Here is a 13,670-nt window from a genome sequence, read left to right on the forward strand (position 1 = left end):
GGATCTGGCTACCTACCCCGCGATTTTGCCTCAATGGAGAGCAACCTCTGCACGCCCCACTTTGCGCCGCTGGCCAATAGGATGTAGATGGGAATGGAATACAGCGGACTCCAATGGTACGACTGATACATGTCCAGCCATGTAAACAGAGGTTCGACCAACGAGACCAGAATTCCTATGATGGCGACAACAGCCACAAATTTCGGCCAGGTCGGGCACAACTGATATACGAGCGTAAACGTGACTGGAATAATGGACAAATCGATGGGCAGCAGAGGAGTATACATAAACCAGAAAAGACGCTGTCGATATCCCCAGAGCATCAAGTTGGTGCCGATCACGTCCATAATGCTGGCCAAAATGCCAATGCAAGAGGCGTATACGAGCATCTCGAACAAACGACGAGGATCCACAAAACGGATCCATACCAGCCATGGTACAAACAATAATGCAACGGACAGCCACCATTGCCAGCGAAACACTTCATGGCTCACCCAATACTCGTACAGCAAATGGGATAAGGCTGTGCGGGTCGTTTCGATATCGGCAAAGGAAGGCACCAGTGAATGAACTCCTTTTCGTTTGGATCTGGATTGTAGTATGTCCAATTTTGCATCGTAAACTTTTCCTCGGAGTCATTGGCGACACCCTCCAGCTAAGAGCAGCGTCAGACCTGTTCCTTTCTTCCAAGCATTGCAAATCGACGCCCTGCATATGCCCCTATCAAGGAATTGAACTCTGCCAACCAGCGCATTTGGAGGAATGAACCGTGGGGCTGCGCGAGATATTTCAACAGCAGATGCCTTTTATCACTATACAACTAAGCAAGCCTTTATCTGGCCGTACGACGAACAAGCGCGCTTGATTGGGGAACATCTATATGTCGATATGACAAGTGCTAAGGTCGAGAGATTGAACACAGATGATGTCGTTACAACCGACTGGGTTCAGCAAACAGCAAAAGCATTACTCAGAACACTCTAAGCTGCGCACGCAAAATGACGATGTAAACACCATGCTGTAACCTCTTGAAATACGGTGCCCACTATCACCTGTACCCGGGCTGTCTGTACCAAACAGAGCAGACAGCCTTCGTTCTCCCGCAGCGATGTCATCTGCTTCCCCGATAAGTATTCTTTCAGTATAATGAACTCACTCAAGATGTCCTTTACCGAGAAGGAGAATTCATGACGGTTCAACGCATAACCAATCCGAAGGTAGACTCCTTTTTTCAAAGGCTGACGACCTGGAAAGAAGAGTTTACCGCAATGAGAGCCATCGCCCTCGATTGTGGTCTATCAGAAGAACTCAAATGGGGCTGGCCTTGTTATACCGAACAAGGAAAAAACATCGTGCTCATGCATGGGTTTAAAGAGTATTGCGCGTTTTTGTTTTTTAAAGGAGCGCTACTGCCTGATCCCAATCAGATTCTCGTGCAGCAAACCGAAAACGTACAATCGACACGACAAGTTCGTTTTACGACGATTCAAGATATCAGGTCCATGGAAGACGTGCTCAAAGATTATATTCAAAGAGCTATCGAAGTGGAACAAGCTGGTCTCCAAGTCGAACGCAAAAAAACCGAAGACTTCCCGATCCCTGAGGAACTCCAAGCCAAGTTTGAGGAGCTTCCTGCACTGAAAGATGCCTTTGGCAATTTGACCCCAGGTCGCCAACGTGCGTATCTGCTCTATTTTGCACAACCCAAACAGTCGAAGACGCGCACCTCTAGAATTGAGAAGTATGTAGATAAGATACTGGAGGGAAAGGGCATGAATGACTAAGCCGCCCCTACTTCGCGCAAACTCTGGGGCGGCTCATCCGCTCAAAACAGCTTCTTGGTACTGTTGTACTCCTTCAAAATTTCGACCGCTTCGCGAAACCTGAGTGAATGCACCACCTCTCGTTCCCGTAAAAACCGTAAACTGTCCACAATATCCGGATCGTCCGTGTTATCGATAATCCATTGATATGTGGCGCGCGCCTTTTCTTCGGCAGCGATATCCTCATACAGATCCGCAATGGGATCGCCCTTGGCTTGGATATAGGTCGCCGTCCACGGATTTCCTGCGGCATCATGGTAAAATAGTGCGTGGCCATGGTTGACATAGTGATCAGCCAAACCCGCTGCCCGCAATTGGTCTGGTGTTGCATCTTTGGTCAACTTATACACCATTGTTGCAATCATTTCGAGATGAGCAAATTCCTCTGTCCCGATGTCCGTTAGCAGCCCGATGACCTTATCCGGAATCGAGTAGCGCTGATTCAGATACCGTAGTGCCGCGGACAATTCACCGTCCGCGCCACCGTATTGCTCAATCAGCATTTTGGCGAGCTTCGGATCGCACTTACTCACGCGAACGGGATATTGAAGCTTTTTTTCATAAATCCAGATAGCCTTCACCCCCTATGGTTGTGGCCGGTGTAACCCGAGTTTTGATTAAACCTGCCATGGCCAAGGAGTCTGCGACCACGCCCATTTGCCGCCACTGATAGGGCTGACGCCAAACTCATACAAGGGTCCGAATGCAGCTTCAAACTGCGTCATCAAATTGTGCTTCCGCTTCTGGAACTGAGTGAATTGCGCAAGTGCTTGCTCGTCTTCTGGGTGTGTATCGAGATACAAGGTCAACTCACAGAGGACAAAATCAATAGACTGCAATTCGTGAAGGTACTGGTAATAGGCCTTTGGCATTTGCGGCGGTGCCTCGCTCATTCTGCTTCGCCTCCCCGCGTCTCTGGTGGATACGGGCTGTAGTATTCGGGCCACAACGTTCCCTTGCGAAGCGCCTCGTGTGGAGCAAACTGTTTGCGAGCACTAGTTTGAAAAGGCTGTAACACATTAGGAGGAACATTGAAGTATCTTGTACGGGGTGAACATGGGTCAAACGGACTGTGATAAGATCGATAGACGCGCCATTGTGACGGCGTTTTTTCCACGGTGGACAAATCCCCTCCTGTCATGGCGGTTTCAGCCAATCTATATGCAGATGGAATGACAAAAAGTCCACCGTTTCGACACACCTGTTACGCCATCGCCAATGCCCCACTTATCCATGTAACGCGATCGCGACGATCACGCCGACGACGATGCCGCCTAGGATCTCGATTGGCTTATGACCTACCTGTTCGTTTAGCACGGGCCAATCGATTAACCACCAAGGCATCCTCACCACAGACAAAGGTCGGATTCCGGCCACCGGTTCACCAGGGCTTGGCTTGGGCGCCGCATCGCGTGGACGCTGTTCTCCAGCTTCACCGCTGTGTTCGAGCAGGTGTTGACCGCGAAGATCGCGCAATAGGCGATTGAGCACGGCTGCTTGCCGCCCTGTTTGCCAACGCACGCCGGCCGCATCGTACATCACGACGGCAGCGACAAAGAAGCCAATCCCCAAAACGGGATCAGATCCCCCCGAATGCATCCAAAGTTCAGCAGCGAGCGCGATCACGGCGGCTGTATGGGAGCTCGGCATGCCACCGGAATTTCGCACCTGTCGCCAATCCCAAGTCCGCATCTGGATCATCACAAACACAGGCTTCAACAACTGGGCGACAATCATCGCCACGAGCGGCGCGGCCCACATGTCTGACCACACGTGCAGCAAGCCAAAACGCTCCTTTCTACAAGCGATTGCCGTCGAGACTTTGCCGAAACGACTCGTACAAAAGGACGCTACCGGCAACGGCGGCGTTCAAACTTTCTGCACCACCGGCCATCGGGATGGCAATCATCATGTCCGCGAGATCGCGAACCGTAGCGCTGACGCCCTGAGCCTCACTGCCGATTACCACCAGTCGGTCTCCGCACAGATTCGCCTCGTAGCATGGATCCGATCCCTCAGCCGCCGCGACGGCCACGCGACCTGCCGGGTGCAAACCGCGCCAGCGTTTGATGAAGCTGACGCTGTCTTCTATGTACAAATCAAGTCGAAACATGCCCCCCATCGAGGCGCGAACCACCTTGGGCGCGAATGGATCTACCGTTTGACTGCCGCAACAAACAGCCGTGTATCCAAATGCTTCTGCAGTCCGCAACAGCGTCCCGACGTTGCCTGGATCCTGGATGCCGTCCAACAGCACGCAACGAGCCCCGATGGTCGGCGTTGGCTGCGGAATGTGAGCGACGGCAATCACTCCTTGCGGCGTCGTCGTGTCGGCAACCGCAGCAAACGCATTGGGAGACAGCTCAAACCACTTATTTTGCGCTTTTGGATGTTCCCTCAACGCCAAAGGAAGTTCGTCCGATCCGGTATCCCACAGTAAGGCATCCACTTCGTATGAACTATCGAGCAGTTCGGCAACCAAACGCTTTCCTTCGGCGAGAAACCGCCCGTGTTTTACACGGCCCTTCTTCGTTTTCAACTGACTCCACAGCCGGACTCGCTCGTTATGTACCGATTCGATATACACGCCGCCACCGCCTCCCGTCCGGGTCGCTCATGAGAAAAAGACCCGGTCGCCAGCGACCGGGACTCTGCCATCAGGCGTTCAGCTTTTCGCGTGCTACGTTGACCAGTTGCGTAAATGCCGCGCCGTCCGTCACAGCGAGATCAGCGAGCATCTTGCGGTTCACCTCGATGCCGGCAAGCTTCAGACCATACATGAACTTGTTGTAAGACAATCCATTCGATCTCGCTGCGGCATTGATGCGCTGAATCCAGAGGCGACGGAAGTCGCGCTTGCGAACCCGACGGTCGCGATACGCGTACATCAACGACTTCATAACTTGCTGTTTCGCCGTGCGGAACAGCGTATGTTTCGAACCGCGGTAACCGCGGGCGAGCTTTAAAATCTTCTTATGGCGACGACGCGTCACCTTACCACTTTTTACACGTGCCATGGTTGCAAATCCTCCTCAGATGGATCGCCCGCTCGTACGAGCCGGGCGCTGGTACGTTCAATGCTCCAGCAATTATTTATAAGCGACCAACTGTTTAATGCGCTTGACGTCGCTCGGCGAGACCAAAGTCGTCCCCCGCAGGCGGCGCTTGCGGCTCGGCGACTTATGTTCAGCCTTGTGGTATGCGAACGCATGCGGGCGCTTCAGCTTGCCAGACGCCGTCCGCTTGACGCGCTTTTTGAGACCGCTGTGCGACTTCATCTTCATCTTCGCCATATCGTTTCTGTCCTCCAATATTGATTAGCCAGCATCCCGGCGGATCATTCTCGTAGATGGTTCTGCAAGGATCAAGCACTCGGCTGTCGCGGCGCGAGAATCATGACCATATGACGGCCTTCCAGCTTCGGCATGCGTTCGACAATCGCCTGTTCCTCAGCTGATTTGGCCAACCGCAACAACAATTCCTGACCGAGGTTTTGGTGCGTGATTTCCCGTCCGCGAAACCGAACAGAAACCTTGACCTTCGAACCTTCTTTTAAAAACTTGATGACGTTCTTGAGCTTGACGTTCAAGTCGTGTTCGTCAATATTGGGCGTCATCCGGACTTCTTTGAGCAGAACAACTTTTTGATTCTTACGAGATTCCTTTTCCTTCTTGCTCTGCTCGTACTTGAACTTGCCGTAGTCCATAATGCGGCAAACAGGTGGTTTCGCGTTGGGCGCGACGTTGACAAGATCCAAATTGCGCTCTTCAGCCAGTCGCAGTGCATCGCGCAAAGGCATAATGCCAAGCTGCTGGTTTTCGGCGTCAACGACGCGCACTTCGCGAGCGCGAATACCTTCGTTTACCTGATACCCTTCTTTGCTAATCTGGTGTCACCTCCATAAAATCCGACCCGAACCGCAACACAAAAGCGCAGGCACACATATGCCTGCGCTCCCTAGATGACCGCGTAAAACGCGCCTAGTCATCGATTCATGTGAAATCGATAAGACTCGCATTGTCTAGGAACCTGTCAGCATATGCCGATCAGGTGAGAAGCGGCAGGCTTCTGCTTACTCAATTTCGTACTATAACATGCGTATTTTAACCAAAGGACTCTACAACGTCAAGGCTCTTACGGCTCCACCAACAATTCCTTGGCATCAATTTCGGCACGCAGCCGCCCTGCAAACGCGTCAATGGCCATCTGCCCCTGATCCCCGGCCTGATACTTGCGCACGGAAACGGTGCCTTCTTGTAGTTCGCGTTGACCGACGACAAGCGTGTATGGGATCTTGTGGATTTGGGCCTGACGGATCTTGTAGCCAATCTTGTCAGGACGAACGTCGGCTTCCACACGCAAGCCCATTTCGCGCAATTTGTCCGCCACCTCTTCTGCGTATGCGGCAAAGTCATCTGCCACAGAGGCTACAACAGCTTGTGTTGGAGCCAGCCAAGCCGGGAAAGCACCCTTATACTGCTCAATCAAGAACGCCGTAAAGCGCTCCATCGTGCCGACAACCCCGCGGTGAATGACGACCGGGCGATGGCGTTCACCGTCCTCCCCAACATACTCCAAGTTAAATCGATTAGGCAGATGAAAGTCGAGCTGAACCGTGGACAGCGTCTCGTCTTTACCCAACGCGGTGCGCACCTGCACATCCAGCTTGGGACCATAGAACGCGGCTTCGCCGGGCGCTTCTACAAATTCAAGCCCCAACTCCTCCATCGCCTGCCGCAACATGCCTTGCGCTAACTCCCACATCTCGTCGTTCTGCACATACTTCTCGGTATTGGCGGGATCGCGATAGCTCAACCGATGATAGTAGTCGCGGATGCCAAAATCCTTGTACACGCGCTCGATCAATCTGACCACGCGGATGAACTCGCTCTGAATTTGATCGGGTCGGCAGAAAATATGCGCGTCGTTTAGGGTCATCGCACGCACGCGTTGCAAACCGGCCAGTGCGCCTGACATTTCGTATCGGTGCATGGTACCGAGCTCCGCTATGCGAATCGGTAGCTCACGGTAGCTATGCAGATGGTTTTTGTACACCATCATGTGATGCGGACAGTTCATCGGTCGCAACACGAGTTCTTCGTTATCCATCTCCATAGGTGGATACATGTCCTCATGATAATGTTCCCAGTGACCGGAAATCTTGTACAGTTCCACGCTTGCCAAGTGCGGTGTGTAGACGTGCTGATACCCGAGCGACTCTTCGAGATCGACAATGTAGCGCTCAATGGTGCGCCGAATCTTCGCGCCATTGGGCAACCAAAGCGGCAACCCCTGTCCGACCTCTGGCGACAGCATGAAGATGTCGAGTTCCTTGCCTAGACGGCGATGATCGCGCTCGCGCGCCTCTTGTTGAAGCCGATTATACTCATCGAGATCCGACTTCTTCGCAAACGCCACGGCATACAGCCGCGTGAGCATTTCGCGATCCGAATCCCCCCGCCAGTATGCGCCTGCCAGGTTGCCCAATTGAAATACCTTAATCCGGCCGGTTGACGGCAAATGCGGGCCCCGGCAAAGATCGACAAACTCGGCCTGGCGATAGATGGTTAACGTCGTTTCCTCAGGTAAGTCACGAATAATCTCGACCTTAAACCGGTCTTCGCGCGCCTCGAACATTTGCAAGGCATCTTCCCGGGAAATGACCTCGCGGACGACCGGATAGTCCGCATCGATAATCTTCTGCATCTCTTCCGCAATGCGCGGCAGATCCTCCGGCGTGAAGTCGTGATCGGCAAAATCGTAATAAAAACCGTTTTCGATCACGGGACCTATGGCAAACTTGGTGCCTGGAAACAAGCGGGAAACCGCCTGCGCCATAACATGCGCACAGGTGTGCCGCATGACGTCGACACCCTCGGGATCTTTGAGCGTCAACAGTTCCACTTGTGCGCCATCGGCGATCTCACGAGCGAGATCGACAACTTGCCCGTCCGCCTTCGCCGCCACTGCCTCCTTAGCCAGGCGCGGGCTGATGGCAGCAGCTAGATCTGCATACGTGCTGCCAACGGGCATGGCCCTTTCCGAACCATCTTTCAACCGAACGACAATGTCCTGTGCCACGATTCGTTCTCCCTTCTGATATGCAATGGTGAAACGACAAAAAACGCCGTCACCCCTATGGGACGACGACGTCAGTCTCGTGTTTCCACCCAACTTCCCTCTGCTCGGCCAGCAGGAGCAGAGGCTCAAAGCCATAACGCGGCTGAACGGTTCACGTTGCGACCCGTGAACTGCTTGGAAAGTGGTGTCTTTACGCAACCATGGAGGACATTTGCAGCCTGGATATCCTCTCTCTGCACATGGGTTCCTGCGTCAAAGCGCGTCTTTCCGCATCGCATGTTCTTCATGGCAAAAGGCCGCTTGCGACCCTTTGTTCTATAATGGACAGTACGACACGAAGCGGCTAGATGTCAAGGCCCTGCCCGTCGACTGCCCCATCACTCCAAGGTAAATCCAACAGCTCGTCACCGCGAATCTGATGCCCTTGGTGTGACCAACAAGTGGTACACCCCCGACATGGCATCACGCGCTCACGGAACACGCGGCGGATCGTCTCGGAAAAGCGAGGCCACGGTGCGTCGGGATCGAGATCGTGCAAAATGATGCGGCACGGTGAACGGGTAATTAAAATGCTCATCGCCAAATCCTCGCTGTCGACATCCGTTTCACCCGCCAGTGCGGCCGCCAACACTTCCTCGTCGCGAATTAATTCGCCTTCCGCATCGGTCATCCAGATTCGTTCGGGAGCACAAAACACGTGTAACTCGCGCTTCACAATGGGTTGTTCGTTGAGCATATAGCGCAACATCCGAAGGGATTCTTCGTACTCATCCTCAAGCCGCATTTGATGCATACGCCGCTCGACTTCGGCCGTTAAGGCTGTCAGTAGCGGTCGCATGCGAAATCGGGCAAATGCGGGCAAAGACAACCGATCCTCCTGCTCCATCCAAGCGCTCAAATCAGCGGCCAGTTTGGCCTCCCAAGCGTCCAGATCGTCCCCTGCAAAACGCGCCTTGGTCGCCCGCAAATCGTGCAACTGGCTAAGCACACCGTACTCTATCTCGTCGCTCATGAGCGAAGGTTCGCGTTGCTGCACGTGAACAACAAGTTGGCGATAGAGCCAATCGCGCACCAGCGCCCCCGCCAAGATAGATGCGACGCGTCTTTTTCGATCCGGCGGGCATTCACATCCGATGTAAACCATCTCGCCGCTCCACCAGCGGACGGTACCGACACAAGTTGCGAGCTTTTCACACAATGATTCGACGTCCATGCCTGGAGTCCATTCAAAGACGTACAACGCTGTCGCCCCCAATGCACTTCCATACAAATCCAGATGGTTCCAGTATGGAGCTTGAGGCATCCAGCTATACACAAACTGCTGATCTGTACGGGTTAGCCGGTTGTAAAGACTGTCTCCAGTTCATCGATGATCGCGCCCACGTGGCGGATCGCTCGGCGGTAAGGTTCGGGCGTGTCCATGTCGAGCCCGACTGCGCGGAACAGTGCGAGCGGCGATTTACCTGCTCCCTCAGACAGAACCCGGATCCAATCCTCGATCAGCGCTGTCTCTCCTGCTGCGAAGCGCTCGGCCAGAATCGTCGATGCGGTTAAGCCGACCGCATAGGTGTACGGATAGAGTCCCATATAGTAATGCGGTTGGCGCATCCAATATAAATCTGCGCCTTCGTCGAGTTCGATCTCGTCTCCCCAAAATTCGGACAGTACCTGCCGCGAGGTTTGCCGGAACACCTCAGTCGACAAAGGCCGACCCTTGTCAGCCAAGCTGTACAACCGACGTAAAATCTCCGCCTCAGTCTGATGCGTGACAAAATCGTGGTGAAATGTGAACATCTGCATCATTCGCACCTGGGCGCGACTGGTGGCATCGGCTGCGGTAGCAATAAGCCTGTTGGCGATCATGTGCTCCATCAATGTCGATGGTGTCTCGATGAACAGACACGAAAAGGCGAGATTGGTCGGCAGTTCAGAAGCGCACGCCAATGATAGGTGCACCGCATGCCCAAGTTCGTGCCCCAGCACGAACACATCGTACATGCCGCCGCCAAATGGCGAAAACACGTACGGGTGAACCGAGCTCTCCCCGCAAAACGCTCCGTTCCAATTGCCGGCATTCCGTCCCCAGTAAATCCACCGCTCGTCAAATGCTCGTTCAAGAATGTCTGTGTAGACCGAACCAAGGGGCTCGGCTGCCTTGAGAATGAGCGATCTCGCTTGCGCAAACGACATCTGCGCACCGGAGAGGGGCACAAGCGGTGCTTTCGCATCGCATAAAAGCGGCCGATCGAGGTTCAGCACGCGCTTGCGCAACCGCATGTAACGTCGCATATGCGGCGCCAGTTCCTTCAACATCACGTCCTGGACCATGAAATAATGTTCAGGGTCGACCTGGTTCGCCGAAATCGTTCCTCCCATATCGGCCATCTGCAGCATGTGAAAGACACTATCGTAGTTGCGCAAACGCGCGGCCGCGACGTCGCCCTGGATTTTACCGGCAAGTGCGCGAGCCAGCGTATGTTGATACGGCCGCAGGCCGTCGATCACGCTTTGATAGGCATCATGGCGAAACTTCGTATCTGCTGATGTCTCAATGTTCATCAATAGAGCAAACGGCGTAACTGCAACTTCATTGCCTGAACCGTCGTGAGCATTGCGAAAACGCATGTCGGCGCCTGTTGCTGCCTCGTACACGCCACTTGGAACACCGATATTTCCTGCCAAGGCAGCCAGTGCACGTTCTGCCTCGTCGTGCAATGTGTGCGCACGCTCTTGCTCCACGCGTTCTAAATATGTGGCATACACGACAATTTCGGCATCCTGGCGCCAGGCAGCAAGCGTGTTCGTCGGCAAGCGGCGAATCGCCGCCCGCAGATGTTCCGAAGCTTCTCCACATCGTTGCAATGCCAACTGGGCTTTACCCATGAGCGTTTGCGCTTCATTGCTCGTCGCGTCTTCGGCAAACCGAGACATGGCGTAGCGGTCCGTATTGATGCACAACCTGCGCAACTCGTCGTGCAATTGCAAGCACCTGACGAGATCCTTTGGAGTGCGCCACTCTTGAGAATCGGATTGTTTTATCAGTTCTTCCGCAAGCGCGGGAATGCGCTCAACCGCAGTTTCCCAGTCCTCCACGCTCAGGAACAGCGGGCGCAAATCCCAAGTTTCTTGCTCCGGCACATCGCTTCGTGCACGCAAAGGCATGTTCTTTCGCCCCTTCCCGTTGCCCTTTTTGTTTAGAGCGATTCCGCGTACATCCGACTCGTACCCGTCCACGACTCCCCTGGTTGCAAAATCACGAGCCCTGTAACATCGGCTGGCAGCTCGACGTTTGGCGCATTGACCATGTTGATTTGTGGCTCAGGGCAAAAGAAGGTACCACCTGCATTGTTGTTCCACACCATCCAGTGACGGTATCCGAGATCGACATCGTAAATAAACCGCACCCCCGCCTTACTGTCCGTCAAGACCATCTGGTTGTGACCATCGACAGGCGCCGCCGAGTAATGATTGTCCATGGCCTCAAAGAACGGGCTGACACCGCCAGATTTCATATTTTGCTCACCGGCGTTTAGGGGTTGGAAACGGCCTGTAGGAAGTTTGCGCTCGTCGAGTTGCCACCGCTCGCCGATGGTCAAAGTAAATGTACAATCCGCCGCGCTACTGCTTGGCGCAAACGGAACCAGCACGGCCGTGTGAAAGCCCAGCATACACGGCATTGGCGTGTCTCCCGTGTTCTCGATGTGTACGGTTTGCACCAGAGATGATGTGGTTAACGTATAGCGAATCGAAATGGAAAAGCGGTGCGGCCAGTGTTCATAAACGGGATGATTCTCGTCGACGTCGTGGCGAATCTCGACAAACGCGCCTTCGGCATTGTCACCACTTGCGACAACGGGCCATGCGAGGCGAGAAAAGAAGCCATGTAGGTGATTGTGCGTCGACTCCTCGTTCACCGGCAAATGATACGTTCTGCCGGCAACTGTAAATACGCCGTCGCGATAACGATTCGGTGGAAAGAGGACGGGAATGCCAAAGCGGATGGGCGACTTTTCAAATTGGTCCATCTCCTGCTCTGGTTCGCGCAAAAAGCGATATCCACGCTTCACATCTCGAAACGCAACGAGATTGCCGCCGCGTTTGGGCAGTAAAATTGCCTCGTAGTCTCCATTTTGCAAGAGTATTGCAGATTCCCCTGCATACGTCGCCTCTTTGACTGACATCATCATTCAATCCTTTCTTGCTAGGCTGTAAAGGAATGTACCATTGCCCCAGAAAAATGCGACAGGACCAGCCCGCGAACGCGAGCCAGTCCCATCCCTATGATCCCTGCAAATGCGGCATCAAAGTCGCGGTGAGGCTGCTATACAATGATTACGCAGCCGATGTCACGATATCCTGCTTCGCAAATCAAACTCAATTTGTTCGAGACTGCGTCCCTTCGTCTCTTTCACATTCGCAATCACGAAAATGATCGACAGAACGCCAAAGATGCCATAGATGATGAAGGCCCAACTAATACCCACAGCCTTCAGCAATGGCGGGAACGTCAACGAAACGACCAAGTTCGACGCCCAGTTGGCGACCGCACCGACTGCCATGCCCGCACCGCGAATGCCTAGCGGGAAGATTTCCGAAAGCATGACCCAAACGACAGGCCCCCAACTGATGGAGAAGAAGAAGATATAAATCGCTAAGAAAATCAAGGTTGTCCAGCCAGCGGCCGCCGAATTGCCAAATGCCATGTGAATGAAACCGAGTAACAACAGCGACAAAGCCATTCCGATGCTACCGCTTACCAACAAAGGCTTGCGCCCAACGCGATCGATCAAACGGACTGCGATCACGGTCATAATCACCTGGACGCTACCGATACCGACAGTACCGAGGATGGCGGCCGAAGATCCGAGTCCGACGTCCGTGAACGTCGTAGGTGCATAATAGATGACGGTGTTGCACCCAATGAACTGTTGAAAGACAGCAAGCCCGATACCCGTCCAGAGCGCCGGGCGCACCCACTTTTCCTTCAACTGTGACCAACCGCCAGTTTCAAGTTCATTCGCACGCCGAATGTCGCTCAACTCTTCTTCGACTCCGCGTCCTTTGCGCAAGTGATTCAAAATCTCGCGAGCTTGATCTTCACGCCCACGCTTCAAAAGCCAGCGCGGACTCTCGGGCAGGAACAGCATACCAATAAAAAGAATGGCTCCCGGTACAAACGCCAATCCCAACATCCAGCGCCACTGTCCGCTCGGTGCAAACACGTAGTTAATGATATACGCAAGCAAAATGCCAATGACAATCATCAACTGGTTCAAACTGGAGAGTGCGCCGCGAATTTCAGTTGGCGCCATCTCGGCAAGGTACATCGGAACCATGGTCGACGCCGTGCCCACGGCAAGACCCAGCACAATGCGGAACAATATTAAAACGCCTGTGCTCGGCGACAAGGCTGACCCAATCGCGCCGATACAGAAAATCAAGGCGGCAATCAGGACGACCTTTTTGCGCCCCATCTTATCCGTCAGTGGACCACTGATAGCTGAACCAATGATTGCGCCAATCAGGATAGCGCTCACAACAAAACCTTGATCAAACGAGCTTAGATGAAGCGTCTGGCGAATGAACAAGATGGCGCCCGAAATGACACCCGTATCGTAACCAAAAAGCAATCCACCAAGAGCCCCGAAAAAGTAAATCAGGGTGTTACTAATTCTGATCTTCATGTCTCCATACTCCTTCTCTGTCGATGAAGCAACTTCTCTCTTTTGAAGGGTTTCTAGAACACCTGGATTGTCGCATTGCACC

General features: G+C 53.6%; 16 protein-coding genes. 2 read left to right on the top strand and 14 right to left on the bottom strand.

The window, feature by feature from the left end:
• Window positions 1-8 precede the first annotated feature (8 nt).
• Complete coding sequence (locus tag BLU70_RS00480) at window positions 9-560, bottom strand: CBO0543 family protein (protein WP_040289009.1); 552 nt, start codon at window positions 558-560, stop codon at window positions 9-11.
• A 202-nt stretch (window positions 561-762) separates the two neighbouring features.
• Here BLU70_RS00480 and BLU70_RS00485 point away from each other — a divergent pair, with 202 nt between their 5' ends.
• Together BLU70_RS00485 and BLU70_RS00490 are read left to right on the top strand one after the other, a co-directional pair.
• Entirely contained in the window at window positions 763-984 is a 222-nt protein-coding gene (locus BLU70_RS00485; RefSeq protein WP_006446320.1) for a hypothetical protein, read from the top strand.
• 203 nt (window positions 985-1,187) lie between these two features.
• Entirely contained in the window at window positions 1,188-1,784 is a 597-nt protein-coding gene (locus BLU70_RS00490) for a YdeI/OmpD-associated family protein (protein WP_074691196.1), read from the top strand.
• Between the two features lie 41 nt (window positions 1,785-1,825).
• On the opposite strand, the gene BLU70_RS00495 is transcribed toward BLU70_RS00490, so the two are convergent.
• The 13 genes from BLU70_RS00495 to BLU70_RS00555 all read right to left on the bottom strand — a co-directional run bounded on the left by BLU70_RS00495 (window position 1,826) and on the right by BLU70_RS00555 (window position 13,588).
• Complete coding sequence (locus BLU70_RS00495; protein WP_074691316.1) at window positions 1,826-2,395, bottom strand: manganese catalase family protein; 570 nt, start codon at window positions 2,393-2,395, stop codon at window positions 1,826-1,828.
• A gap of 45 nt (window positions 2,396-2,440) precedes the next feature.
• On the bottom strand, window positions 2,441-2,716 hold the full coding sequence (locus BLU70_RS00500) for a spore coat protein CotJB (RefSeq protein WP_006447974.1): 276 nt from the start codon (window positions 2,714-2,716) through the stop codon (window positions 2,441-2,443).
• Complete coding sequence (locus BLU70_RS00505; protein WP_074691318.1) at window positions 2,713-2,964, bottom strand: spore coat associated protein CotJA; 252 nt, start codon at window positions 2,962-2,964, stop codon at window positions 2,713-2,715. The genes BLU70_RS00500 and BLU70_RS00505 overlap by 4 nt, the downstream gene beginning before the upstream one ends.
• An 86-nt stretch (window positions 2,965-3,050) precedes the next feature.
• Window positions 3,051-3,596: a divergent PAP2 family protein gene (locus BLU70_RS00510; protein WP_237716515.1), complete on the bottom strand. Its 546-nt coding sequence runs from the start codon at window positions 3,594-3,596 to the stop codon at window positions 3,051-3,053.
• A 25-nt stretch (window positions 3,597-3,621) separates the two neighbouring features.
• A complete protein-coding gene (locus BLU70_RS00515) occupies window positions 3,622-4,410 on the bottom strand; it encodes a TrmH family RNA methyltransferase (RefSeq protein WP_040290618.1) in 789 nt (262 codons plus the stop codon).
• Window positions 4,411-4,480: 70 nt separating this feature from the next.
• Window positions 4,481-4,840, bottom strand: a complete 360-nt coding sequence (gene rplT, locus BLU70_RS00520) for a 50S ribosomal protein L20 (RefSeq protein WP_040290619.1) — start codon at window positions 4,838-4,840, stop codon at window positions 4,481-4,483.
• A gap of 72 nt (window positions 4,841-4,912) precedes the next feature.
• Complete coding sequence (gene rpmI, locus BLU70_RS00525) at window positions 4,913-5,116, bottom strand: 50S ribosomal protein L35 (protein WP_040290622.1); 204 nt, start codon at window positions 5,114-5,116, stop codon at window positions 4,913-4,915.
• A gap of 71 nt (window positions 5,117-5,187) precedes the next feature.
• The gene (gene infC, locus BLU70_RS00530; protein WP_074691198.1) at window positions 5,188-5,709 is read right to left on the bottom strand and encodes a translation initiation factor IF-3; all 522 of its coding nucleotides are present in this window, start codon (window positions 5,707-5,709) and stop codon (window positions 5,188-5,190) included.
• 248 nt (window positions 5,710-5,957) lie between these two features.
• The gene (gene thrS, locus BLU70_RS00535; RefSeq protein ID WP_006447982.1) at window positions 5,958-7,904 is read right to left on the bottom strand and encodes a threonine--tRNA ligase; all 1,947 of its coding nucleotides are present in this window, start codon (window positions 7,902-7,904) and stop codon (window positions 5,958-5,960) included.
• Window positions 7,905-8,247: 343 nt separating this feature from the next.
• Window positions 8,248-9,144 carry a sporulation protein YtxC gene (ytxC, locus tag BLU70_RS00540; RefSeq protein ID WP_074691200.1) on the bottom strand — a complete coding sequence of 299 codons (897 nt, stop codon included), beginning with the start codon at window positions 9,142-9,144 and terminating at the stop codon, window positions 8,248-8,250.
• 95 nt (window positions 9,145-9,239) lie between these two features.
• A complete protein-coding gene (locus BLU70_RS00545; protein ID WP_074691202.1) occupies window positions 9,240-11,066 on the bottom strand; it encodes a M3 family metallopeptidase in 1,827 nt (608 codons plus the stop codon).
• Window positions 11,067-11,098: 32 nt separating this feature from the next.
• Window positions 11,099-12,091: an aldose 1-epimerase gene (locus tag BLU70_RS00550; RefSeq protein ID WP_006447985.1), complete on the bottom strand. Its 993-nt coding sequence runs from the start codon at window positions 12,089-12,091 to the stop codon at window positions 11,099-11,101.
• Window positions 12,092-12,250: 159 nt separating this feature from the next.
• A complete protein-coding gene (locus tag BLU70_RS00555; protein WP_074691204.1) occupies window positions 12,251-13,588 on the bottom strand; it encodes a sugar porter family MFS transporter in 1,338 nt (445 codons plus the stop codon).
• Between the last annotated feature and the right edge of the window lie 82 nt (window positions 13,589-13,670).

Origin of the sequence: Alicyclobacillus hesperidum (genome assembly GCF_900107035.1) — a bacterium.
Taxonomy (GTDB): Bacteria; Bacillota; Bacilli; order Alicyclobacillales; family Alicyclobacillaceae; genus Alicyclobacillus; species Alicyclobacillus hesperidum.

Excerpts from the sequence above, each read along its gene's own strand:
- BLU70_RS00550 (WP_006447985.1), bottom strand. The coding sequence starts at position 12,091 with ATGATGATGTCAGTCAAAGAGGCGACGTATGCAGGGGAATCTGCAATA.
- BLU70_RS00490 (WP_074691196.1), top strand. The coding sequence starts at position 1,188 with ATGACGGTTCAACGCATAACCAATCCGAAGGTAGACTCCTTTTTTCAA.
- rplT (WP_040290619.1), bottom strand. The coding sequence starts at position 4,840 with ATGGCACGTGTAAAAAGTGGTAAGGTGACGCGTCGTCGCCATAAGAAG.
- BLU70_RS00500 (WP_006447974.1), bottom strand. The coding sequence starts at position 2,716 with ATGAGCGAGGCACCGCCGCAAATGCCAAAGGCCTATTACCAGTACCTT.
- BLU70_RS00485 (WP_006446320.1), top strand. The coding sequence starts at position 763 with ATGAACCGTGGGGCTGCGCGAGATATTTCAACAGCAGATGCCTTTTAT.
- BLU70_RS00505 (WP_074691318.1), bottom strand. The coding sequence starts at position 2,964 with ATGACAGGAGGGGATTTGTCCACCGTGGAAAAAACGCCGTCACAATGG.
- BLU70_RS00545 (WP_074691202.1), bottom strand. The coding sequence starts at position 11,066 with ATGCCTTTGCGTGCACGAAGCGATGTGCCGGAGCAAGAAACTTGGGAT.
- rpmI (WP_040290622.1), bottom strand. The coding sequence starts at position 5,116 with ATGGCGAAGATGAAGATGAAGTCGCACAGCGGTCTCAAAAAGCGCGTC.
- BLU70_RS00555 (WP_074691204.1), bottom strand. The coding sequence starts at position 13,588 with ATGAAGATCAGAATTAGTAACACCCTGATTTACTTTTTCGGGGCTCTT.